This window comes from Hymenobacter pini (genome assembly GCF_020421205.1).
Classification (GTDB): domain Bacteria; phylum Bacteroidota; class Bacteroidia; order Cytophagales; family Hymenobacteraceae; genus Hymenobacter; species Hymenobacter pini.
On sequence record NZ_JAIZZH010000005.1, the window covers coordinates 14,085 to 38,770 of the forward strand.

The following is a 24,686-nucleotide window of genomic DNA, read 5'->3' on the forward strand; positions in this document are numbered from 1 at the left end:
CGCTTTCGGATTTTCTGCTCTGCCATGCTCCAGTTTTACCTTAACAACCAGCTCATCCGTACCCAGCAACCCGCGGGAAGTACTCTGCTCGATTTTGTGCGGTACAACCAACACCTCACCGGCACCAAAATTGGCTGCCGGGAAGGCGACTGTGGGGCCTGTACCGTACTGGTGGGGGAGCTGAGCGCCACGGGCGAAGCGGTGCAGTACCAGTCTATGACTTCCTGCCTCACGCCGTTGGGCAATGCCCATGGTAAGCACGTGGTAACGGTAGAAGGCATTAACCAAGCCCGCGGCAGCCTCACGCCGGTGCAGCAGGCCATTGTGCAGGAAGGCGGCTCGCAGTGCGGGTTCTGCACGGTGGGTTTTGTGATGAGCCTGACCGGCCACGCCCTCAGCGCCAAGCCCAGCACCGAAACCAGCGTACTGGCCGCTATTGACGGTAACATTTGCCGTTGCACCGGCTACAAAAGCCTGGAGCGGGCCGCTGCCCACCTGCAGCAGCAGCTAGAGCAGCGCCCCACCACCGAATCCTTGCCCTGGCTGGCGGAACAGGGCTTCGTGCCCCAGTATTTCGCCGATATGCCCGGCAAGCTGCAGGCATTACGTAGCGCCGCTACGGCCGCCGTCACGGGCGGCACCGAGGCCACCGTCCCGCTCTCATCTAACGGAGCAGAGCTGGACGCCCCAGCTGCGGCGCGGGCCCGCATTCTGGGCGGGGGCACCGATTTGCTGGTGCAACAGCCCGAAAACCTGCGTGCCACGGCCGTAGAGCTGGTGTACGACCAAGCCCACCTGCGCGGCATCCAACAGGAAGGCGACACCATCATTTTGGGAGCCGCCACTACGGCTCAGCAGCTCCTCGAATCGGAGGTGATGCTGGCGGCGCTGCCGCAGCTGCCGCGTTACCTGAAGCTGGTGAGCAGCACGCCCATCCGGCAGATGGGCACCGTGGCCGGCAACTTCATCAACGCCTCCCCCATCGGCGACCTGACCATTCTGTTCCTGGCCCTAGGCGCGGAAATCGAGCTAGAAAACACGGCCGGCCAGCGCCGCGCCCTGCCCTTAGCCGAGCTGTACCAAGGGTACAAACAGCTCCGCAAAACTGCCGATGAACAGGTAACGGATATTCGCTTCCCGGCCCCTATTTCCACCGACTATTTCAACTTCGAAAAAGTATCCAAGCGCACTCACCTAGATATTGCCAGCGTGAATACCGCCGCGTGGCTGCGGCTGGAAAACGGCCTTGTGCAGGAAGCCCGCTTGTCGGCGGGTGGGGTCGGCCCCATTCCGATGTTACTGCCCCGCGCCGCCGCCGCCCTCATCGGTCAACCCGTTACTCTCGACACATTGCGGCAGGCTCAGGAGTTGGCCCAACAGGAAATCAGCCCCATCAGCGACGTGCGTGGCACTGAGCAATACAAACGCCTGCTCCTGCACCAGCTGCTGGAAGCCCATTTCGTGGAAATGGGCCTGCTCGCCGAAGAACAACTATAGAGCGCTCCACTGTCATTCCGAACGAAGCGAGGAATCTGGGGTTATCATCCGATACTTAACCCAGATTCCTCGCTTCGCTCGGAATGACAACCGCCCACCGTTCTATCCCACTCATTCACTCAATCACTCATTCACCTTCCCCGTGAATCACCTCGACCCCATCCGCCACGTGCGCGGCGAATCTCAGTACCTGGATGATGTGCCGGTGCAGCACGGCACGCTGTACGCGGCCGTGGTGGAGTCGCCGGTAGCGCACGGCAAGCTGCTGGCGGTAGATGCCACGGCGGCTCTGGCGCTGCCAGAGGTAGTACACGTACTCACGGCTCAGGATATTCCGGGCGAAAACCAGATTGGTGGCATTGTGCCCGATGAGCCCCTGCTGGCCGAGGGTCACGTGCACTTCCGGGGCCAGCCAGTGGCCCTGGTGTTAGCCGAATCAGAACACGCGGCCCACGCTGCCCTGCGCCACGTGCGGGTGGAGGTGGCTCCGCTCCCCGTCATTACCGACCCGCGCGTAGCCGCCGCCCAGGGCGAGTTGCTGGTCCCGCCACGCACGTTCCGGATTGGTGACTCAGGCGAGGCTTGGGCTGGGTGCGCCCACGTGTTCGAGGGTGTGGCCGAATCGGGCGGGCAGGAGCACCTATATATTGAAACGCAGGGTGCTTACGCCTTCCCCACGGAAATGGGCGGGGTGCGCATCATTTCCTCTACCCAGGGTCCCACGGCCGTGCAGCGCCACACGGCCCGGGTGCTGGGCGTGGGCATGCACCAGGTAGAAGTAGATGTAACCCGCTTGGGCGGGGGCTTCGGGGGCAAAGAGGACCAGGCCACGCCCTGGGGTGCCCTAGCGGCCTTGGGCGCTTTTGTAGCCCGCCGCCCGGTGAAGCTGGTGCTGGACCGCATGGCCGACATGCGCATGACCGGCAAGCGTCACCCCTACTCCTCCGACTTCAAAATTGGGCTGGATGCCGACCTGAAGATTGTGGCCTACGAGGTGACCTTCTACCAGAACGGCGGCGCGGCGGCCGATTTGTCGCCGGCCGTCATGGAGCGCACCTTGTTTCACAGCACCAATACCTACTTCATTCCCAACGTAACTGCCACGGCATACAGCTGCCGCACCAACCTGCCGCCCAACACCGCCTTCCGGGGCTTTGGGGGGCCGCAGGGCATGTTTGTGATAGAATCGGCCATTGCCTGCGCGGCCGAGCGGCTGGGCGTACCCGTTACCGACATTCAGCGCCGCAACCTGCTGCGCGAGGGTGATTTGTTTGCCTACCGCCAACCCGCCGAAGGTTGCCACGCCGAGCAGGCCTGGGACACCGCCGCCGAGCTGTTTGACCTGCCCGGCCGCCGCCGCGAGGTAGACGAGTTCAACCGTACTCACCGCTGGCAGAAAAAGGGCCTGGCCGTTATGCCCATCTGTTTCGGCATTTCGTTCACCAAAACGGCCATGAACCAGGCCCGGGCGCTGGTGCACATCTACACCGATGGCTCGGTGGGCGTGAGCACCGGGGCCGTGGAAATGGGCCAGGGCGTAAACACCAAAATTGCGCAGGTAGCCGCCCGCACCCTGGGCATTGGGCTGCACCGCGTTAAGGTGGAAAGCACCAACACCACCCGCGTGGCCAACACGTCCCCCTCGGCCGCCTCCGCCACCGCCGACCTCAACGGCAAAGCCACCGAGCTGGCCTGCCGGGCCCTGCGCGAGCGGCTGCTGCGGCTGGCTTCCACGGAGCTAAGCATGGACTACGAGGGCCTACACATCGAGAATGAGCAGGTGCTGGCCGCCGGCAAGCCCGCCGACACTAGCTGGGAGAAGCTGGTATCGGCGGCGTACTGGCAGCGGGTGAGCCTCACCGAAAACGCCCACTACGCTACCCCCGACCTGTATTTCGACGCCAGCATTGAGCAGGGCTACCCCTTCGCCTACCACGTGTACGGCATGGCCCTCACCACGGTAAAGGTGGATTGCCGCCGTGGTACCTACGAGGTGGAAGCCGTGCAGATTGCCCACGACTTCGGCCAGAGCATGAACCCGGCCGTCGACCGGGGCCAGATTGAGGGCGGAGCCGTGCAGGGCATTGGCTGGATGACGCTGGAAGAGCTGGTGTACAACGACGAAGGCCGCCTGCTGAGCAACTCCCTCAACGCCTACAAAATCCCCGACCTGTACTCGGTGCCCAAGGTGCTGGACGTACATTTCCTGGATACACCGGGCCATTCCCGGGCCGTGCTGCGTTCCAAAGCCGTAGGTGAGCCCCCGCTGATGTACGGCATTGGGGCCTACTTCGCGTTGCGCGACGCGGTGCGGTCTTTCAACCCCGATTCCAGCATTTCTTTCTCCGCTCCTATGACGCCGGAAAAGGTTCTCGTAAATTTGCACCCCCGTTTACGAATACCCTCTTCTGACGCTTGGAACTCACCCGCTCCCTTAACCTCCGTAACCACCTCCGCGGCTTCCTGATTTACGCCGCCGGCGACACCGCCGCCGCCCTCTTGCTGCACCAGTTTTCCTGGACCCGCCTGCTGGGCATGGCCTTGGTAGGCGGCATCCTCTACTCCTGGGAAGTACCCGCTTTTTTCCGCTGGATTGACCGGCAAGTGCCCGAGCGACGCAATGCCGGCCTGGGCCGGAAATGGCTGCGCGCCGCGTTGTCACAGGTATATTTCAACCCCCTCTGGATTGTGCGGCACTATGTGTTCCTGCACTTATTCAGCGGCCAGTTTCAGCAGATTTCCCTGGACCTGATACCCGTGGCGACCCGCTCGTTCCTGCTGAATGTGCCGGTGGCCTTGGTAGTAAATTACTATATCCAAAACCGGGTTTCGGCCGATTGGCGGTTTGTAGCCAGCGCGCTGTTCTCGGGGATTATGGCGGTGTACTACGCCCTGAGCTCTACCTGGTAGCCGGGCCCGGCTTGCACCGGTGCTTTTTACCTTTACCCTAATGTTGCCCGTGCTTTCGCCTTCTGCCTCGCCCGCTGTTCCGCGTGACTTGCCCGTGTGGCAACACGCAACTGCCAGTCTGCGGGCGGGGGTACCGGTGGCCCTGCTGTGTGTGCTGGCCAGTGAAGGCAGCAGCCCCGGCCGGCAAGGCTTCAAAATGACCGTTACGGCCGACTCGATGGCGGGCTCCATCGGCGGGGGCATTATGGAGCACAAGTTCGTGGAGCTGGCCCGGGCCATGCTCCGCGACTCCGTGCTGGCCCCCGTGGTTCGCCGCCAGATTCACCGAAAAGAAGCCCCCGCCGACCGCTCAGGCATGATTTGCTCCGGGGAGCAATGGGTATTGATTCAGCCCCTCACAGCTGCTGACCTACCCACTATCGACGCCGTTGAACACAGCCTGCGGGCTCGCGGCAACCTCCGCCTCTGGCTAACACCGCGGGGCCTGCAACTACACGAGGCGGCTTCGGCAGCGGCGCACTACACCTGGCAGCCCGGCCCCGAGTGGGCGTACTCGGAGCAGCTTGGCTTCCGCGACCAGGCTACTATTGTGGGCGGCGGGCACGTGGCCCTGGCCCTCTCGCGGGTGCTGGCGGCGCTGGAGTTTGACCTGACGGTGCTGGACGACCGGCCGGCTCTGAACACGCACCAACTCAACCCTTACGCGCACTATAAGCGCACTGTGGCCTACGAGCAGCTGCCCCAGGAAATTCCGGCCGGACCGCACCAGTACATTATCCTGATGACGTTTGGCTACCGCTCCGACTTGGTGGCCCTGCGCGCCCTCCTGCACCACCCGGTGCGTTACCTAGGCGTGATGGGCAGCCAGGCCAAAATTGCCGAGTTGCTGGCGACGTTGCGAGCCGAAGGCACTTCTGCGGAAGCCTTGGCTCGGGTGCACGCGCCCATCGGCCTGCCCATCAACAGCCGCACTCCCGAGGAAATTGCCATCAGCATTGCCGCCGAGCTGATTCGGGAGCGGAATTCCGCTTAGCGCCGGGCTTTAATCGTCCGATTCGCTAGCAGTATTCTGGCCACTCAGGAAGCCTTCCGTGAAGATGTGGTACTGGTCGAAGATGGAGCGCACGGAGCGCCGGAGCACTATCTCGCCCTGCGGCCCGGATGGCACGCTCACCCCTGAGGCATAGCCATTCCAGACGGCCCGGTTGGTACGGTTGTCGATGAGCGTAACCAGCAACGTCCCCTCCTGCAGCAGTAGCCGCACCGGCTGATAGCCTTTGCGGTCTTCTTTGGGAGTCTCTTCGTCCTCAGCATAACCAGCTTTTACCCAGCGCGAAAAATCTTCCTGGGCGTAGCCCCGGAACCGCATATCCCCTTCAAATAGCCGGAAGTTCACCAGCAAGTCGGGGCGGCGGCGGGCCGCGCGGTACCCTTGCACCTTGAGCCGGGTACGGATGGCGTCCCGCACGGCCGCCCCCAAACGGCTGGTATCGGAATTGATACCGTCGCCACTGATGAACTCGTAAGTGCGGTAGCGCCGGAATTGCCCGGCATAGCTGTAGTCGGACTCTACGCGCGCCTCGCGCGCCATTAAACAGCCAGATAGAGCCAGGCTACTGCCGGCCAGCAGAGTAATATACCATTTCATAGGCGCTGGGAAGGTAAGAAGGTCGTACTAACTAAAATACGAAACTCCCAGCGCTAATAGACTGACTTACAGAATAAAAAAAACGTGTAAGATTTCTCTATCTGCATTCATGCACCTGCCACTGCCTACTGCTGGCCAGTCGGCGGCAGTATTTTTTCCAGCACAATAGTAAGGCCATGCGCGCCCTGCATCGTCCCGATGATATCGAACCCGTGGTGCAGGTTCAGCAGCAGCATAGCGCGCCAGCGGTTGTAGGTGTGGGTGCGAACGTGCCGGTAGCCCTGCGCGGCACACCACGCGTGCTGCCGGCGCATCAGCTCGGCCGCAATGCCCTGCCCCCGAAAATCAGGATGCACGCCCCCCAGCCAGCTATAGTAGTGCCCGGGCTTTCGCTCGTAACCCAACTTGCATCCCACTAACCGGCTTCCGTCATAGGCCAGCCACGCCTGCACCGGCTGGTGCTGATAGTGGAGGTCGGCAAGCAGTTCAGTAGTTGGGGTTTCCAGGGTAGAGGCCAGCAGACCAGCCAAGGACATCTGGATGTCAGGGAGCACCTGCTTCTGCAGAAGATACCGGATGCTCATACTTCCAAGCTATTCTGCACTTCGGCCTGCTTTATTTCCATGTTCAGTTTGTTGAGTGCTACTAGGCTAGGAGTCAGAGTAACGAACATGGATAGCCCAACTGCCAGTAGCCAGTAGGTTTTGCTGGTCACTGCCAGATATAGCATCACAACCCAGACCAGCAGCATCAGGGTACCCAGCCCAACAATGACGCCTTTGAGTTTGCTTTTCTTGGTCCGTAGCTGTGCTACCGTCAGTTGCACCGGTATACTACCTGAAGTCATCCTAGTAATTGGTTAGTAACCGAAAGCCCTTATTGCCCGCATTGCACCGAAGTGCTTCCTCCGGCATGGTCTACCCCGAAAGTACACCATAAGCCTGCGGTAGCCAACTCTTCGCTACTGATACCCAGCGGCCTGCAGCTGGAACAGCTCGGCGTAGCGGCCGCCGCGGGCCAGCAGCTCGTCGTGGCTGCCGATTTCCTGAAACTGCCCGTTTTCGATGACCAAAATCCGGTCGGCCATACGCACGGTGCTGAAGCGGTGGCTGATGAGCACGGCGGTTTTGCCCTGCGTCAGCTCCTTGAAGCGTTGGAACACCTCGTATTCGGCGCGGGCGTCGAGGGCGGCAGTGGGCTCATCGAGGATCAGCAGCTGGGCGTCGCGCATGTAGGCCCGGCCCAGGGCAATCTTCTGCCACTCGCCCCCGCTCAGGTCCACGCCCCCGTTGAAGCGGCGGCCAATCATCTGCTCGTAGCCCGCGGGCAGCTTGGCAATTACTGAGTCGGCTAGGCTTTGCTGGGCGGCCAACTCGATACGGGGTTGGTTGTGGCGCTCCTCGATGCGGCCCACGGCCAGGTTCTGGCCGGCCGGCAACTGGAAGCGCACAAAATCCTGGAATATCACCCCAATTTCGCGACGTAGCTCAGCGGGGTTATATTCGCGCAGGTCGCGGCCGTCGAGCAGAATGCGACCTTCGGTGGGGTCGTAGAGGCGAGCGAGTAGCTTAACCAAGGTGGTTTTGCCGGCCCCGTTTTCGCCCACAAGCGCTAGTTTCTCGCCGGCCCGCAGCGAGAAACTCAGGTTGCGGATAGCCCACTTTGTGCTATTCTGGTACTGGAAGCCCACGTTTTCAAACACAAACCCGTGCCGGATGGGCCGCGGGAACGGCACGGGACGCTCACCGGTAAGCTCCTGCCGCACAATGCGCGGCCGCAACGCAAAGAAGTCGAAGAAATCCTGCAAGTACAGGGCACCTTCGGCCACCGAACTGAACCGGCTCAGAATGCCCTCCAGCAGCCCCCGCATGCGGGCAAAAGAGCCGGCCAGAAACGTAAGTTGCCCGATGCTGACGCGCCCGTACACGGCCTGACTGATGATGTACACGTAGGCGGCGTAGTAGCCGGCGGCCCCCACCGCCGCGAAAAATGTACCCCACCCGGCCCGCCGCAGCACCAGGCTCTTATTTTGCTGGTAAAACGCATCGGACAGGGTGCGGAACCGGTCAACGAGGAAATCCGAGAGGCCAAAAATCTTGACTTCCTTGGCCGTTTCGTCGGAAGCTCCGGTTTGGCGCAGGTAGTCCAGCTCCCGTCGTTCCGGAGTCCAGGAGTGCGAAAGGGAGTAACTCCGCTCATTAAAGTGCGACTCCCCCAGGAAGGCCGGCACCACCGCCACCAGCAGCAACAGCAACAGCCAGGGGTTGAAGGCGACCAGCCCCACGGCCAGCGCCCCCATCGTGAGCACGTCCTGGGCCTGACTGAGCACCTGGCTCATGAGCACGGTGCGGGACAGGGTTTGGCGGCGGGCCCGCTCCAGCTTGTCGTAGAAAGTGCTGTCCTCAAACTGGTCGAGGTCGAGGCGGGCGGCGTGCTCCATCAGGCGGATGGACGACTGGTTGGCGAACAGGTCACCGAGCAGCGAGTCGAGCAAGGCCACGCCCCGGCCCAGGGCATCGGAGAGAATAGCCAGCCCGAACTCCAGCGCCACCAGCCCCAGCACGGGCGCTAGGGTGCGCTCCGGGGCTGGCTGCCGGCTGAGCTGCACCACGGTATCCAGAATCAGCTGACCCACATACAGCATAGCCACCGGCAGAGCCGCCCGCAGCAGGCGCAGCGCCACGTTGCCCAGCGTGAGGGCCGGGCTGGTCTGCCAGATTAGCTGCAAAAACTCGGGCAGGTTGCGGAGAGCCGAAAACCGCTCCCGAACCGTGAGGCTGGGCTTACCATCGGGGCGGGGCTTTTTAGCGGATATGGAAGAGAAGAAGGAATCAGAACGAGCCATAAGGAAAGAAAGCAGAACATACTTCGAGCCGGATTGCTGGGCCGCGTCATTCTGGCGGTTGCAGGCTGCAGCACGTACCGGAACCCGCTACAGCCCGTACTTTTACGGGCTTCTCTTCGTTTCTTGCTGCCATGCTGCACAGTATTCTGTTTACTCCCTTTCCGGACGAAGCCACTGAGGCGCGTTTCGAAGACCTGCAGGCTACCCTGGTAGAAGCGGCTACGGAGGGCGTATTGCTGGTTAATCTGCCGCTGCCCGGCGTGGAGCCCCTGCTGACGCTGGTGCAGCCCGGAGGTGTTACCCTGTTCCAGTTGGTAACCGAGGGAGGGCAACTAGCTACGCCTGATTTCATGGGGGCACCTTGGCTGCTGGATGGCCAGCCGCTGGCCGAATACGGCAGCAGTTCACCGTGGCAGCAGTTTGGCCGGCAGCGCGCCGCCTTGGCAGAGTGGCTGAGCCACCAACCGGAACTACCGGAAATTACCCCCACCGACATTGCGAGCTTGGTAGTGTTTACTGCCCCGGTGCAGTTTGCCACTGATGTGGAAGCCGGCCTGGAGCAGCTGCCCACCGACGAACAGTTTCAACTGGTGCCACAACTACACCTACTGCCCCGACGCTTGCAGCAGCAGGAACCCCGGGTGCTGCTGCCCCCGGCGGCACTGCAGCAGTGGGCCGAGGCTTTGCGGCAGCAAGATCCTATCCACGAGGCCGGCCCGGTAACCAATGAGTCGGCCGGTTTTGTGGCCCGTAAGCTGCGGCAGCTGTGGGGCTGGCTGGGGGCGGAGGATGTTCCGCCGGACCCGCCGTATGGTGGTACGCTGGCGGCCGGGGCACCAGCTGTCAACGAAGAGGAAAAACACCGCTTAGAGCAGCTCCGGCAGCAGGTATTTGACGAGCTCCGCCAGCAGCGTCAGGAAATGGAAACGCGGGAAGCGGAGCGGGAAGCCCGCATTCAGCAGCTCCGCCAGCAGTTACAGCAGCTACCCACTACCACCCCCGACGTAACTGCCTTGCAAGCCCGCCTGGCCGCGGAAATGCAGGAAAAGCAGCAGCTGCAACAAGCTATTCAGGCATCCCGCGCCGAAGCGGAAACCCGCAACCAGGCCTTGGATGCCCGCATCCAGCAACTCAGCCAGCAGCTGGAGCAGCTACAGCGGCAGCCCGTCGCAGTAGCCACCCATGCAGCCGCACTTACTCCTGCCCGAGCTACCCGGCAGCCAGTTGGCCGCAAGCCGGCCCCTACTTGGCGGCTACAATGGGCCCGGGCGGCGCTGGTTGTGGGCTCCGTTGGCGCGTTGGGAGTTGGTTTGTGGGGCGTAACTAAGCTGCCAGCCCTGTTGCAGCCGCCTCGTCCTGCTACCACGCAAGCACCCGCCTCGTCCGATGATTCTTTCGACGACAACACCGAAGCGGCCGCCCCTACCCTTTTCGATATCCAGCCCGATACCATTGCCACCGACTCCATTGACGACTCCCCTGGCCAAGCCGGTGATGCAGTAGTCCCGGATGACTCGCTGGAGGCTCCGGCCCGCGCCGGTGAGCTGCTGGACTCTATTGCTCCTGATAATCCTTCGGGTGATATTTAACCTAACAAAAAAGGCTTCCGCACTGTGCAGAAGCCTTTTTTGTTGATGAACCGGCAAGCTTACATGGCCTTCTCTTTCTGCATTTTTTCAGCTGAAGTGGCGTGGCAGTTGCTGGCGGCTGCTTGTTGGAGGCCTTCCCGCACACGGCGGCCGTAGTCCTCGTCGCACTGCGTGAACAGGGCAATCATCTTGTCCTGCACTACTTTTTCGGCGCCGGTCAGGGCACCTACCAGGTTGCTGATAAGGTCGTTGCGCTCTTCTTCCGTGTGCTTGCGGTACCGCTCACCGGCCTGCTTAAAGTTATTCTGGCGGTCAATGGTCTGGCGCACCAGCTTAGCGCGGTACTCCGGCTCGTGCTCCTGGCCCGATTTACCGGCTTCCTTCAAGCCATTGAGGTTACTGGGCTCGTAGTTTACGTGCGGGTTCTGACCGGGGGCCGTGTCTACGTGGTAAGCCATCTGACCGTCGCGCTGGTTGGTAGCTACGTGCTTTTTGGGCGCGTTGATGGGTAGTTGCAAGTAGTTGGTACCCACGCGGTAGCGCTGCGTATCGGAGTACGAGAAGGTGCGACCCTGCAGCATCTTGTCATCCGAGAAGTCAAGGCCATCTACCAGCACCCCGGTTCCAAATGCCACTTGCTCCACCTCGGCGAAGTAGTTCTCAGGGTTTTTGTTCAGGGTCATCATGCCCACGGGCAGCATCGGGAACTGGTCCTCGGGCCAGATCTTGGTATCATCCAAGGGGTCGAAGTCCAGCTCCTCGTGGTAGCCATCGGGCATCAGCTGCACCTGCAGTTCCCACTTCGGAAAGTCGTCGGCCTTAATGTGGTCGTAGAGGTCCTGAGTGGCGTGGTTGAAGTTTTTAGCCTGGATGGCTTCAGCTTCGGGCTGGGTCAGGTTTTTCACGCCCTGCTGAGGCACCCAATGGTACTTCACCAGGTGGGCCTCACCTTCTCTATTTACCCACTTATAGGTGTTCACGCCCGAGCCTTCCATCTGGCGGTAGTTGGCCGGAATGCCCCAGGGCGAGAACAGGAACGTAATCATGTGCATGGCCTCGGGCGTATTCGAAATGAAATCGAATATGCGCCCACCATCCTGGCGGTTGGTTACCGGGTCGGGTTTGAAGGCGTGTACCAGGTCCGGAAACTTCATGGCGTCCCGGATGAAGAACACCTTCAGATTGTTACCTACCATGTCCCAATTGCCATCTTCGGTGTAGAACTTCACGGCAAAGCCCCGGGGGTCGCGCAGGGTTTCGGGCGAGTGGCCGCCGTGGATTACGGAGGAAAAGCGCACAAATACCGGCGTTTCCTTACCGGGCGTATTGAAGAGTTTGGCGCGGGTGTATTTCTCAATGGGCTCGTTGCCTACTTTACCGTAGGCTTCAAACACGCCGTGGGCCCCGGCGCCGCGGGCGTGCACTACGCGCTCCGGCACCCGCTCCCGGTCGAAATGACTGATTTTTTCGAGGAAGTGGTAGTTTTCCAGCGTTACGGGGCCCCGGTTGCCCACAGTGCGCGTATTCTGGTTATTGGTAACCGGATGGCCCTGGCGGGTGGTAATGGTTTGCTCTTGTTCACCGGCGGCAGTACGCTGGTCGTGCGAGGTGCCGGCCCCAGTCACGGCCGTGCCTGTACCGTTGCCGGAATGGCCATTCTGCGGTTGATTTTGCTGCTTTTGTTCCATAGCGTAGTGAAGAAGTAGGTGGAAGGTATGCTACTTGTAAGGGATACGCAGGTTTATCTAGACTAGTAGAGAATTTTTCTCCAATAGAATTTTGGCATTCTCTCTCTTTTGCCCGTTTGGTATTCTACTTTACTCAACTGTAGACCGTATTCTATTCCCCCCTATCTACACGCTGCAACGCCCGATGCCCGGCGCAACATGCCGGGCAGAACTCCATACGTGGCTTCGGGCAACAGCCTGGCCAAAAGCTGCATATGGCAAGCCTCTTTAGCTATCTGATGAGGGCAAGTACCGGTTTCCTTCAAAGCATACCGGCCAGACTGCTGCACCGGATATAGCCATGGGCGGTAGTAACTTTTGAGCAGAGTGTCAACTCAGCTTAACCACCCTTCACTGACGGCCTGCCTGATGAGGGCGGCCGTATTCCTGGCTCCGGTTTTCTCCATACTATCCTGCCGGTGCGTCTCCACGGTGCGGGGCTGGTGAAGAGCTTGTCGGCAATCTGGGCAGTGGTCAGGCCCTCGACCACTAGCTGCAGCACTTCCCGCTCTCGGGCCGAGAGACCACCACTCATTTCTGCGAACGGAACTTCCTGACTGTTCACCACCTTGCTGAGCATAGCCAGCCCCAGCTCCGAGGACAGGTAGCGCCGCCCGGCCGCCACGGCCTGGATGGCCGCCACCAGCTCCGGATGGCTGGCGTTTTTGAGCGCGTAGCCTGCTGCCCCGGCCTCCAGTATCTGGCTATTGGACCGCTCGTGGTCGACCATGGACAGCACCAGAATGCGTACAACAGGGTACTCAGCCTGTAGCCGCTGCACCGTGGCCAGCCCGCCGAGGCCGGGCATGTGCCGGTCCAGCAGCACCACGTCGCAGGCTGTGGTGGCTAGCTGGGCCAGCAGTTGCTCGCCGCTATCGGCTTCGCCCACTACCTATAGGGCAGGCTCCTGTTCAAACAAAGCGCGCAGGCCGTGGCGCAGCACGGCGTGGTCATCAGCCAGAAATAAGCGAATCATTGGGGAAGGAAGATGGTAGGGGAATCCGGATGCGTACATACGCACCACCGGTGAGGACATTGCCGGTTTCAAGCTGCCCTCCAAGTAGGGTGACTCGGTCACGAATAGTGCGCAACCCCAGCCCAGGGCGGGTGGCCGAAACTGTTGCGAATCCCGGGCCATTGTCTTCCGCCCGCAGCAGTACCCAGCCCGGCATGGTTTCCAGCTCCAGCGTGGCCATAGTGGCACCATGAGCATGCTTGACAATATTTTGCGCTAGTTCCTGTGCAATCCGGTACAGCGCCATTTGCAGGGCCGGAGCCAGCGGGGCCGCCGCCTCATCCAGACTCACGTTGCTGTTCAGGAGCAAGTCTGCCGTACTCATCTTGCGGGTAGTGTCTTGCAAGGCCGCCGTCAAGCCAAACTCCTGCAGTATCATGGGGACTAGCTCGTGGGAAAGGGCCCGAGTTTGGCGGATGGCGTCAGCCAGCAACTGATCTGCCTCCGCCCGGGCTTTCAGCAGAGTTGGGTCGGCACCTAGCGAGGGGCAGTGGAGGCGGTCTAGGCGTAGCTTGGTAGCGTACAGAATCTGCCCAATACCATTGTGCAGCCCCTCAGCAATCCGTTTGCGCTCATCTTCCTGGGCAGTCTGCACCGCTTCAAACAAGGCCCGCTGCTGGGTCAGGCGCAGGTGCAGGTTGTCGGCCTCCAGGCGCTTCAGCTCACTGATGTCTAGGTTCATACCCAGTACCTTCAGGGCCTGGCCCAGTTCGTCGCGCACCACCACGGCCCGAATACGCACCGTCCGCACCTGGCCATTGACACGCAGCTGCACCGTTTCCTTGATGTCGCAGGCGCCCGTGCTGACGCACTGCTTGATGTACTCGGCCTGCGGCCGGGACTCCTCCGTGATGACGCTGAAAATAACGCCCAGCCTCACCGGCTGGCCCTGGGGAATGCCGAAGAGGTGGTACATGCCCGCCGACCAGGTAAACTGCTTGGTGCGCAGGTCGTACTCCCAGCTGCCCAGACCCACCAACGATTCGGCCTGCTGCAGCAGCTGCAGGTTCTTGAACCGCTCGTCCTCGGCCTGCTTGCGGGCAGTGATGTCGAGGTTGGTGGCCACTACCCCGTCGCCCAGCTTCACGAACTGGCAGGCAAACCACTTGTTGAAGCCTTCGTGGGGATAGAAATACTCCATACCCTGCGGCTCGCCCGTTTCCACGGCCCGCACGATCAGGTCGAAGATACCCACGTCGCGGATGCCGGGGTACTGCTGGGCGTAGAGCAGGCCCACGAGGTCGGTGCGCCCGGTTTCGCGCGCCAGTTCCCGGCTTACCAGCACCAGGCGGAAATCCTGGATGGCGCCGGCCTCGTCGCGCACCGCCTCCAGCACCGACATGGCAATCAGGTTGGTATCGAACATCGATTGGAGCAGGTCGCGGCTGGCTTGCAGGTCCCGGGTGCGGCGGGCCACGCGCTGCTCCAGCTTGGCGTTGAACGCGGCTAGCTGCGCCTCGCTGGCCCGCAGGGCTTCTTCGGCCCGCTTGCGCGCCGTGATGTCGTAGCTCACGGCCAGCACGGCCTCCACTGCGCCATCGGGCCCGGGCAGCGGCACTCCGCGGGTGAGGAAGGTGCGCCCGCCCTGTGCGTGCTCACTCTCGAATGGGCGGCCGGCCAGCGCCTGGGTGTACTGCTCCCGGTACCTGGGCCACTGCTCGGGCGGGGCCAGCTCGTGCACCAGCCGGCCCCGGAAATCGACCGACTCGTACCCCACCACGCGCAGGGCTTCGCCCTCGGCCAGCTGGTAGCGCAGCTCCCGGTCCACGATGAACACGGCCGCGCCGGGCAGGTTGGTAATCAGGGCCTGCAGGCGCTGCTCGCCGGCGGCCAGGGCCAGCTCGGCCTGCTTGCGGGCGTGGATGTCAGTGGCCGCCCCGTACCACGCCGTCACGGCACCCTGCGCGTTGTGCAAGGGCCGGGCCTGCACCTGAAACCAGCGGTACTCACCCTGGACCGAGCGGACGCGGTGCTCCTGGCGCAGGAGTTGGCCGCTGGCCACGGCGGCGCGGTAGCGGCGCGCCGATTCGGCCCGGTCGTCGGGGTGAATGACGTCGGTCCAGCCGTAGCCGGCAGCGTCTTCGGGCACCTGGCCGGTGTACTCGTACCAGCCCTGATTGTACCAGATACGGTTGCCGGCGGCGTCACTGCGCCAGAGCAGGTCGGGCACTAGGTTGGCCACGGCGCGAAACTGGTCTTCCGAGGCGCGCAGCTCCTCCTCGGCACGGGCCCGCTCGATGCGCGGGAACACGCGGGCGGCCACGTCCTGCACCAGCGCCAGCTCGGCCTCCGTCCACGGCCGCGGCCGGCTGTCGGCCACCGCCAAGTAGGCCTTCCAGCTCCCACCCACGCTGTACGGCACGGCCACGTAAGCGCCAATTTGCTGGGCCGCCGCGCCGGCTTGCAAGGCCAGGCCGGCGGCGCTGTCCGCGGATATGTCGGCCGGCACGTCGGCCACCACGGCGGGCGTGCCGGCCCGCAGGGCGGCCACCACGCCGGGCGCCAGGAAGCCCGCAATGGGATACGTACCCCGGATATCGGGCACCGCCTGCTCGTGCCAGAAGTGGCGGAGCGTCACTTCCCCGCGCGCTTCGTCCACATCCACGTAGTGCCAGCAGGTTAGCCTGAGGTGCTTCGTCAGCTGCGCGCCCACGGCAGCCAGCATCTCACTCTCGCCTGAAAGTAGGTTCAGGTCACCGCTGATGGCCATGAGCAGGGCCGCATCCGCCTCGCGGCGCTTGCGCTCCGTGATGTCGCTGAAAACCAGGGCCAGCTGCTGACTCCCCGGCCCGCCCACCCGCGAGGAGTACACCTCGTACCAGCGCCCGGTATCCGCGTGGTACTGCTCGAAGCGCACGGGCTGGCCGGTACGCACCACCTGGGCGTGGGTGTCGAACCACGGCTGCTCGGTGCCGGGCGCCAGTTCGCTGAGCAGGCGGCCCCGCGCCGCCCCCAGGCCCGTTTGCCGCGCAAACACGGGGTTGACTTCCAGGAAGTGGAAGTCGACCGCCTCCCCCTGCGCGTCGGTCAGTAGCTCGACGAGGCAGAAGCCCTCGTCAATGGACTCGAACAGGGTGCGGAATTTTTCCTCCGATTGGCGCAGGGCATCCTCGGCCCGCTTCCGGGCGTCGATGTCGAGAATGACCGTGACGTGGCCGGCCAACTGGTCGTAGCGGTACCGCATGGGCACGGCAAACACCTGCGTCCAGACCGGCGGGCCCTCGGCCGGGGTGTGCAGCATTTCGAGGCCCGGTACCACTCGCTCGCCCCGCTGGGCGCGGGCGCCGGGATATTCAGTGGGCGGGAGCGGGTGCCCGTCCGGGCCCACGGCGTGCCAGCGCGAGAGTTGCGTCGCGTCGCGCGAGGGCATGATGCCGGTGGGCAGGTAGCGCCGCATCTGGTGGTTGGCCAGGGTCAAGCGGCCGTCGGTAGCAGTCAGGCCAATGCCCACCGGCAGGGCGTCGAACACCGCGGCGAGCGTGGCCTCGCTGTCGCGCAGGGCCTCTTCGACGCGGGCCCGCTCCACGGCGGCCCAGGTGCGCTCGGCCACTTCGGCGGCCAGGGCGGTGTCACCAGTAGTCCAGTCGCGGGGTTGGCTTTGCACCAGGCACAGCACCCCGACCGGCTGCCCGTTTTTTATCACGGGCACGTCGAGGTAGGAAATCACCTGGAGCTGCACGCAGAGCTGGCGCAGGTTTTCGTCTACGGTCGGGTCCTGGCGCACGTCGTGCACGATGAACGGCCGGCCGGTTTCAATCACAGCTTGTAGCAGGGTAAAATCGGCTAGCGGGTAAGTGCCGGCCACCGAGGGCAACCCTTCGGCCGCGGCATCGCGCCGGATGATGGCCCGGCCGTTTTCGATTTCGCAGTAGTAGCAGCGGTCGGCCCCGAAGTGCAGGCGAGCGGTGCGCGTCACGGCTTCCTGAATGGCCACCGGGCTGTTTAGCGGGGCCAGGGCATCAGCCAGCTCCAGCCGGAAGGTTTCGGCGGCGGTAGCGGCCCGAAGCTGAGTTTCCTGCTGCTTGCGTTCGGTGACGTCCTCGAATACGTTGGCCACGAGGCGGCTTTCCGGGCCGCCGATCCGAGAGGTGTGCGTGCGGTACCACTGGTTGATGCCGGCATGGTCGTTCTCGTAGCGCAGCGACTGACCGGTTCTTACCACGCTGTCGTAGGCATCGAGCCAATACTGCTCGGTGGGCATGACGGAGCTGGTCAGCTTGCCGGCCACGTCGCGGAGGCCGGTGATGCGCTCAAACGCCGGATTGACCTCCACCCACCGCATATCGACGGGCCGGTCGGCGGCGTCGTAAATCATTTCCAGCACGGAAACGCCCTCATTCATCGTGGCGAAAAGCGAGTAGTACCGGTCGGAGGCTTGCTGGGCCAGTTCTTCCTTGAGACGCAGGATTTCCTCCTGCGCCTGCTTGCGCTCGGTGATTTCAACGGTGTTCATCACGAAGCCGTCGCCGAGCTTCACCAGGGTCTGGTGAAACCAGCCGGCAAACTGCTCGTGGGCGTAATACTGCTCGTGGTCGACGGGCGCGCCGGTTTCGGTGACTTGCATGAACAGCTCGAACAGCCCGGTTTCGACCACCCCGGGGTTTTCCCGTAGCAGGCTTTTGCCGGTCATGTCGCCGCCGTAGTTGTCGAGCCAGGCCTGGTTGGTCAGCAGCCAGGTGAAGTCGACAATGCGGCCCTCGGCGTCCCGCACGGCCCGGAAAGCCTGCACCACGAAGCGGGAGCTGTCGAGCACGGCCTGTAGCAACTCCTTGGTTTGCCGCAGCTCCTGCTCGGCCTGCTTGCGGGCGGTGATGTCGTGGGTCGTCGTGGTCACCCCGTCGCCCAGCTTCACTGTCGACTGGTAAAACCAACCGTCGAACTGCTCGTGCACGTAGTGGCGCTCCGACTGGTCGGGCACGCCGGTTTCAAGCACCCTTTTGAAGGTGTCGAAGATACCTTCCTCGATGACGCCGGGGTTAAGCTGGCACAGCCGCTGACCGATGACGTTGCCGTATACCTGCTCGGCGGCGGCGTTGTTGAGCATCCAGCGGAAGTCGACCACCTGGCCCTGCTCGTTGCGCACGGCCTCGAACACCTGCACCAAATCCAGGGAGCTGTCGATGGTGCGGCGCAGCAGCGCTTGGCTTTGCTGCAGCGTGTGCTCGGCCTCCACCCGCTCGGTAATATCCTGCACTAGCTCGCGCAACGTCACAGGCGTACCGGCCGCGTCACAGTGCACTTCGCCGCGGGCTTCCAGAATGCGCTGCTGGCCACCGGGCCAGCGGATGCGGCGGCGGTATGTGTAGGGCTGCCGGGTACGTAAGGCGTGGCTGAGTACCTGCTGCACCGCGGCCACATCGTCGGGGTCGGAGCGTGCACTAATGAGCGCCGGTGTGGGCACGAAAGCCTGGGGCTCCTCCCCAAACAGACGATACATCCCGTTGGAGAAGTAGATGCTCCCGCTGGCAAGCTCGACCTCGTAGGAGCCGGTGTGGGTCACTGCTTCCACAGCCAGCAGCACTTGGCTGTTACGCTCCTGGGCGGCTTCTGCCTGGTGACGTGCCGTTACATTTTCCCAGAATACCCAGTACTGCCCGGCTGGAGCCGGCCCGGGCTGTAAGCGCACCCAGTGCTGCGCATGCGGCAGCCATATTTCGGAAGTAGTTACCTCGCCGGGTTCCAACAGCTGTTGCAGTGCGGTACTGAGCGCCGGCAGTAATGCAGCGTCGTTGAGTTGCTGGCCTTGGAGCTTTTCGGCCGGGGCCCCGCACCAGTAGGCGGCCTGTTGGTTTACCCGCCGAATCATCCGTTGCTCGTCCAGCACCAGCACCCCGTAGGGCAGCGCATCGAGCAGCGCCGCGCAAACGGAGGGCGGTTCCTGGGAGGAAGCGGAAGGTGGCAATGGTGAGGTTGGGCCCATGGCAGGCAAGCGGATTAATAGGCTCCGCTACCCAAGTGTACAACACTTTCACCCGCTCAGGCAAGCGCCACAGCAGCAAGCAGAACCGTAGCGCGAGGGCATACACCAGCGCCATGGCATCGTCCGGGCTGTTGGCTGTGGCAGTGCAGGAGCCGTACCGCTCAAGGTATTCCGCAGCCGCTGTGGTGTCAGCCAAGGCTATGTGCCAGACCTGTTTACGGTTGTATCTGCAGCTGTTGGCTAACCGGACCATCGGGGCCCTGCCACCGCAGCCAGTACAGACCGGGGCGCAGGCCCTGTACCGGCAGAAATATTGTGGGCTGAGTTACCTTCAGCTGACGCACCACATGCCCCTGCTGGTTGTAGAGTGAGGCACTCCGGACGCCAGCCGGCAGTAGTACCTGGAAGGCTTCGGTGGCGGGGTTGGGGTATACGGCCGCTACCGTGTGGTGGGCGGTACGTTGGGCGGCGGTGGTCAGGCGGGCTACGTAGTGGGCGGGCGGGCCGGTTTCGGCAGTTGCCAAGCCGCCGTTGCCAAAAATGCAGAACCCATTGAAAGGCCCACCCACGTGCAGCACCGTGCCCGCGTAGCCCAGCCCGTTAATTTTGCTGCTGGCCCCGCTGCTACCGCCGCCAATGACCACGCTACCTTGGCTGACGCCTGTGGGCTCGAAAAACCAGAGCTTGCCCTGGGCGGCCAACGTGCCAGAGTATGGTACTGCCCCCGCCGCTACCACGCTAGCCAAGGAAGCGGCCACCTGAATGGCCCCACCGGCATTCAGCAACGGGCGTACCCAACTGGTGGCCCCGCTGGCCGTGGTGTAGCTGGCTAGGTAGCCCCGCGGGCTGGAAGCCAGCAGTGTGTAGCTGCCGCCAAAGGCAATGGTACCCGAGAAATTACCGCCCACGTAGCAGTTGCTGCCCACCACGGCAATGCCGTAGCCAGTAGCCGATGCCGGGGCCGTGGCGGTGGTTGTACCCCGCAGCCACACCGCCTGCCCGGTAGTGGGGTTCAGACGCGCTACGTAGCTTTGGCTGGCATCAGAGGTGGAAAGCTGTAAGCCCCCCAGCTGAAAATCGGAGTAGCTGTAATTACCGGATACGTAGCAGTTGCCGGCCGCATCGGCGGCTACGCTATTCCCGTGCGCCTGCGACTGGTAGTAAGCCCACGACACCGGGTTGCTGCTGATGGCCCACAATACGGCACCTACGCTGGAATAAGCCGCCACGTACGAGGTCATTTTCAGGCTACTGCCTGTTGCCAGCTGCCCAAACTGCGCATAGCCCCCGTAGGTACCGGTAACAAAGCAGGTACCGGCGGCCGTAACCGCTACATCGGCCGGGGTACAGTCGCGGCTGGTGCTGCTGCCGCCCCCGGCTCCCCTGCCCCACACGGCCCAGCCGGTGGTTGCCGACAGCTTTACCAGGCAGGTACGGCCAGTGCCCAGCGTGCCGCCGGCGTAGGGAATGGTGGTGTTGCCGGTATTCACCGTTAGGGCAGCATCCGCGTAGGAACCGGTTACGTAGGCGTATCCTTGCCCGTCCAGAGCCAGGCTGACGCCCGCCGCAGTAGCTCCGCTGCCGCCTATTTGCCGAGCCCATTTTACATTGCCGCTGGCATCGTAGCGCACCACCATAATGTCGGATAAGCCTACGGGCGTGAGGGTACCGGAGAAATACGGGGAAGAAAAGGACACCGGGCTGCTGAACGCCCCCGTTGCCAGCGCCTCGCCCGAAGCATCCGTTACAACGTCGTTTACCGTGAAGCCTGAGGCCGTTTTGGCCCACTGCCAGTTGGCCTGGGCAGAGGCCGTGCGCCAGAAGCATAGGCAGCAGGCTGCCCAGAGCAGAAGTGTTTTCATAGCAAAAGTAGGGTAAGGTGAGAGTAGATAAGGCCGCTGCCCCGCGTGCTTTCTTTCCCCGGATAACTACCTAAGCGCAACGGGCCTTACGTATAGTCCAAAAATAAACAGCCAAAGTTCTATTACCAATCACACAATCATGTAGTTACTGCTGAGTTCAGCTCCTGCCAACGTACCTCATTTGTGGCCTCGGGCGTGACGGCCCACCCCAGACTGGCTACCTTTGCGGCCATAATGCCTGGTTCACCCGCTCCCGTTTCTACGCCTGCTGCCCGTTCCGTGTACACGATGGGGTTCTGGCTGATGTGCCTTTCGTCGATGCTCTTCTTCATGAGCTTTAACATGCTGCTGCCCGAGCTGCCCGATTACCTCACGCGCTTGGGTGGCCAGGATTACAAAGGCTTTATCATTGCCCTGTTCACGCTCACGGCCGGTATTTCGCGGCCGTTTAGCGGCAAGCTAGCCGATACGGTGGGCCGTATTCCGGTGATGGTATTCGGCTCGTTGGTGTGCTTTATTTGCGGCTTTTTCTACCCGTTTGCCGTCACGGTAACGGCCTTCATGGAGCTACGGCTGCTGCATGGGTTCAGCACCGGTTTCAAGCCTACCGGCACGGCCGCCTTCATTGCCGATATTATTCCGCTGGAGCGCCGCGGCGAGGCCATGGGCTTGCTGGGCGTGGCGGGCTCGGTGGGCATGGCTGCTGGTCCGGCGCTGGGCTCCTGGCTGGCCCAGCAGTTCTCACTAAACACGTTATTCTACTGCTCCTCGGGGTTGGCGCTGCTGAGCCTAGTGGTACAGGGCACCATGACGGAAACCTTGCCCACGGCCCAGCGCCAGCGGTTTAGCTGGCAGTTGCTGAAGCTGGAAGGCTGGCACGAGGTATTTGAGCCCCGGGTACTGGCCCCCGCCCTGGTTACGCTGCTGTGCCTGCTGCCCTTTGGCGCGGTACTTACCGTAGTGCCCGACCAAAGCCGCCTGCTGGGGCTGGTGGGCGAGTCGAAAGGTCTGTTTTACACCTGCTACACGGGGGCCTCGCTGGTAGTGCGCCTGGTGGCGGGCCGCACCTCCGACCGGTACGGCCGCGTGCCAGTGCTCATCGGCTCTTCGGTGGTTATTGTGGCGGCGCTGGTGCTGCTGGCCCTAGCCCATTCGGCCCCATTATTCATTGCCGGGGCTGTGCTGCTGGGGTTAGGCACTGGTCTGAACTCGCCCACCTTGTACGCCTGGACGGTGGACCTGAGCCACCCGGAGCGGCGAGGCCGGGCCGTGGCTACCATGTACATTGCCCTGGAAGCCGGTATTGGTATCGGGGCCTTACTGGCGGGGTGGGTATTCAGCAATAAGCCTGCTCATTTGCCTTACGTGCACCTGCTGAGTGCCGCCAGCGTAGTGGCTGCCCTGGGCTACCTGTTGCTGCTGCCCCGCGCCCAGCCTACCGCGGCCGGAAGCAGGGAGGAATAATTGGAATATTGCTAAAGTGAAGCTTATTTTTGGACGCTGAATTGCGTATCCACTGCTTTTTTACCCTATCACCGTGTTTTTAACTCGTGTTTCTGCGGGTCGGCTGCTGGCCGTTGCTGCACTCGCACTGCTCACCGGCCTAGCCCAGGCGCAGGATGCCCCCATCAAGTTTGGCAAGCTCGACGCCAAGGAAGCCGCCGCACTGCTGGCCACTCCCGATTCGGCCGCCGCAGAGGTACTCTGCGACTTTGGTCAGTCCACTATTCACGGCAAGAACGAAGGCTTCGAGCTGCGGTTTGAGCGCACGGCCCGCCTGCTAATTCGTCGGTCGGCCGGTTACGAGCACGCCACCGTGCACGTGTACCTCTACCACGACCCGCGGGAAGGCGGTCGGGAGGATATTCAGCAGCTAAAGGGCGTTACGTACAACCTTACCGGAAATTCGCTTAGCAAAGACCCTCTGCGCACGGAAGCCGTGTTCAGCAAGAAAATCAATGAACGCCTGGACGAGTATGCGTTTACCCTGCCCAACGTGCGGGAAGGCTCCATCATCGAATTCACCTACGTAATCCGCTCCCCCTTCCTGTTCAACCTCCAAGACTGGCAGTTTCAGCAGGATATTCCGGTACGTTGGAGCGAGTACCGCACGGCTATTCCCGGGTTTTACCGCTACAAGGAGCTCACGCGCACCTACTGGCCGTTTGCCGTAAACGAAACGGGCACCAAACTGTATACCACCACCTACCGGGAACAGCTACGCACCGGTTACGGCACAGTAGCCACCGGCAGCGACCATGTGTACAACATCACTACGCAGGCCGTAACCCGCCGCTGGGTGGCCAAAAACCTGCCCGCCTTCCACACGGAGCCATTCATGACCACCCGGCGCGACTACCTGAGCCGCGTAGATTTTGAGCTGGAACGTATTCAGTTCGACCCGCAGCGCAATCCGCAGTTTGTGATTGGGAGCTGGGCCGAAATTGAGAAAGAGCTGCTCGAAGATGAGCAGTTTGGCCAGTATCTGCAGGCGTCCACTCCGCTCACTACCGTAGCCGCCGCTGCCAAGTCGCTACCCAATGCCACCGAGCGGGCCCAGGCCGTGCGGCAGCTCGTGCTGCAGCGCGTGGGCTACAACGGCACGCCCGGCCTGCATACGCAGCCCGGCGCCACGGCCAAGCGCGTGCTTGAACAGCGCCAGGGCAACGCCGCCGAGGTAAACCTATTGCTGGTGTCTGCCCTGCGCGCCGCTGGCCTGGACGCTCAGCCTCTGTTGCTGAGCACCCGCACCCATGGCCACATTCAAACTGAGCTGCCCCAGCTCAGCCAGTTCAACTATGTGGTGGCGCACGTAACGCTGCCCGATAAGAAGGAGTTGCTGCTGGATGCCACTGATGCCAGCCTGGCCCCGGATTTATTGCCTGAAACCTGCCTGAACGGCCAGGGCCGCCTGCTGGGCCCCGCGGGTCGCTGGGTAAACCTGATGAACACGGCCCCGCACCTGCTGTACACCAAGGCCCAGCTCACGGCTACTCCCCAGGGCGAGCTGCACGGCAGCATCCGGCAGGAGTATGCCGGCTACGCCGCCTCCGACCACCGCCGCCCCTTGCCCGAGCTACGGCAGCAGTGGCAGCAAGCCCACCCCGACTGGCACATCAGCAAGGCCGATGCGCAGGCTCCTGACGTGACCAAGGCAGTAACCCTGGAGCTAACGGCCAGTCTGCCGGGCGCGGAAGCTCCGGCGGCCACCCTGTACCTGCGGCCCCTGCAGCAGTTGGTACTCACCAGCAACCCGTTTCAGCCCACGGAGCGAATGTTTCCGGTTGATTTTGCCACGGTACAACGCGTGGAGTACGCTACTGATCTGACGCTGCCGGCCGGCTACGCCGTGTCGGAGCTGCCGGCCAACCTGCAAATGGTGCTGCCCAATGGCGGCGGGCGGTTTCTGTTCAGCATCACCCAGCCTACTGCCCAAACGCTCACGCTGGTAGGCCGACTGCACCTGCTCAAAAACAGCTACTCGGCCGAGGAATACCACGCCATTCGGGAGATGTATACTAAAGCTCTGGCCAAGCTGGCCGAGCCCATTGTGTTGCAGAAGCAGTAGGCATGTTGCCCCTTTGCAAGTGCTACAGACTACTTGAGCGTTAGCAGCCGCTGAACTTTATAAAATCCTATCTTCATCAGTTGTTCATTTTTTGAAAAAGCCGGA

15 protein-coding genes are annotated in these 24,686 nt (G+C 62.5%); 7 read left to right on the forward strand and 8 right to left on the reverse strand.

Annotated features, from left to right (window positions below; all coding sequences use genetic code 11):
* The first annotated feature begins 24 nt into the window (after positions 1-24).
* The 4 genes from LF252_RS18145 (at position 25) to LF252_RS18160 (ending at position 5,440) form a co-directional block, all read left to right on the forward strand.
* Positions 25-1,497 carry an FAD binding domain-containing protein gene (locus LF252_RS18145; RefSeq protein ID WP_226271009.1) on the forward strand — a complete coding sequence of 491 codons (1,473 nt, stop codon included), beginning with the start codon at positions 25-27 and terminating at the stop codon, positions 1,495-1,497.
* Between the two features lie 142 nt (positions 1,498-1,639).
* Positions 1,640-3,964 carry a xanthine dehydrogenase molybdopterin binding subunit gene (locus LF252_RS18150; RefSeq protein ID WP_226271010.1) on the forward strand — a complete coding sequence of 775 codons (2,325 nt, stop codon included), beginning with the start codon at positions 1,640-1,642 and terminating at the stop codon, positions 3,962-3,964.
* Complete coding sequence (locus LF252_RS18155) at positions 3,913-4,407, forward strand: hypothetical protein (RefSeq protein ID WP_226271011.1); 495 nt, start codon at positions 3,913-3,915, stop codon at positions 4,405-4,407. The genes LF252_RS18150 and LF252_RS18155 overlap by 52 nt, the downstream gene beginning before the upstream one ends.
* A gap of 40 nt (positions 4,408-4,447) precedes the next feature.
* A complete protein-coding gene (locus tag LF252_RS18160; protein ID WP_226271012.1) occupies positions 4,448-5,440 on the forward strand; it encodes an XdhC family protein in 993 nt (330 codons plus the stop codon).
* A 9-nt stretch (positions 5,441-5,449) separates the two neighbouring features.
* Here the strand turns inward: LF252_RS18160 and LF252_RS18165 are convergent, their stop codons facing one another.
* From LF252_RS18165 to LF252_RS18180, 4 genes are all read right to left on the reverse strand, one after another.
* Entirely contained in the window at positions 5,450-6,055 is a 606-nt protein-coding gene (locus tag LF252_RS18165; protein ID WP_226271013.1) for a DUF4136 domain-containing protein, read from the reverse strand.
* Positions 6,056-6,180: 125 nt separating this feature from the next.
* The gene (locus tag LF252_RS18170; protein WP_226271014.1) at positions 6,181-6,639 is read right to left on the reverse strand and encodes a GNAT family N-acetyltransferase; all 459 of its coding nucleotides are present in this window, start codon (positions 6,637-6,639) and stop codon (positions 6,181-6,183) included.
* A complete protein-coding gene (locus LF252_RS18175) occupies positions 6,636-6,902 on the reverse strand; it encodes a hypothetical protein (protein WP_226271015.1) in 267 nt (88 codons plus the stop codon). The genes LF252_RS18170 and LF252_RS18175 overlap by 4 nt, the downstream gene beginning before the upstream one ends.
* A gap of 114 nt (positions 6,903-7,016) precedes the next feature.
* Positions 7,017-8,900 (reverse strand): ABC transporter ATP-binding protein, encoded by a 1,884-nt coding sequence (locus LF252_RS18180; protein ID WP_226271016.1) that lies wholly within the window; start codon positions 8,898-8,900, stop codon positions 7,017-7,019.
* 131 nt (positions 8,901-9,031) lie between these two features.
* On the opposite strand from LF252_RS18180, the gene LF252_RS18185 reads away from it, so the two are divergent.
* Positions 9,032-10,489: a hypothetical protein gene (locus tag LF252_RS18185; protein ID WP_226271017.1), complete on the forward strand. Its 1,458-nt coding sequence runs from the start codon at positions 9,032-9,034 to the stop codon at positions 10,487-10,489.
* Between the two features lie 59 nt (positions 10,490-10,548).
* On the opposite strand, the gene LF252_RS18190 is transcribed toward LF252_RS18185, so the two are convergent.
* From LF252_RS18190 to LF252_RS18205, 4 genes are all read right to left on the reverse strand, one after another.
* Positions 10,549-12,177: a catalase gene (locus LF252_RS18190; RefSeq protein WP_226271018.1), complete on the reverse strand. Its 1,629-nt coding sequence runs from the start codon at positions 12,175-12,177 to the stop codon at positions 10,549-10,551.
* Between the two features lie 379 nt (positions 12,178-12,556).
* Positions 12,557-13,105 (reverse strand): response regulator, encoded by a 549-nt coding sequence (locus LF252_RS18195; protein WP_226271019.1) that lies wholly within the window; start codon positions 13,103-13,105, stop codon positions 12,557-12,559.
* A 64-nt stretch (positions 13,106-13,169) separates the two neighbouring features.
* On the reverse strand, positions 13,170-19,151 hold the full coding sequence (locus tag LF252_RS18200) for a PAS domain S-box protein (protein ID WP_226271020.1): 5,982 nt from the start codon (positions 19,149-19,151) through the stop codon (positions 13,170-13,172).
* 215 nt (positions 19,152-19,366) lie between these two features.
* Positions 19,367-21,013 (reverse strand): SBBP repeat-containing protein, encoded by a 1,647-nt coding sequence (locus LF252_RS18205; protein ID WP_226271021.1) that lies wholly within the window; start codon positions 21,011-21,013, stop codon positions 19,367-19,369.
* A gap of 234 nt (positions 21,014-21,247) precedes the next feature.
* Between LF252_RS18205 and LF252_RS18210 the strand changes: the two genes are divergently transcribed.
* Complete coding sequence (locus LF252_RS18210) at positions 21,248-22,477, forward strand: MFS transporter (RefSeq protein WP_226271022.1); 1,230 nt, start codon at positions 21,248-21,250, stop codon at positions 22,475-22,477.
* 73 nt (positions 22,478-22,550) lie between these two features.
* Positions 22,551-24,581 carry a transglutaminase domain-containing protein gene (locus LF252_RS23090; RefSeq protein WP_226271023.1) on the forward strand — a complete coding sequence of 677 codons (2,031 nt, stop codon included), beginning with the start codon at positions 22,551-22,553 and terminating at the stop codon, positions 24,579-24,581.
* The last annotated feature ends 105 nt before the right edge of the window (positions 24,582-24,686 follow it).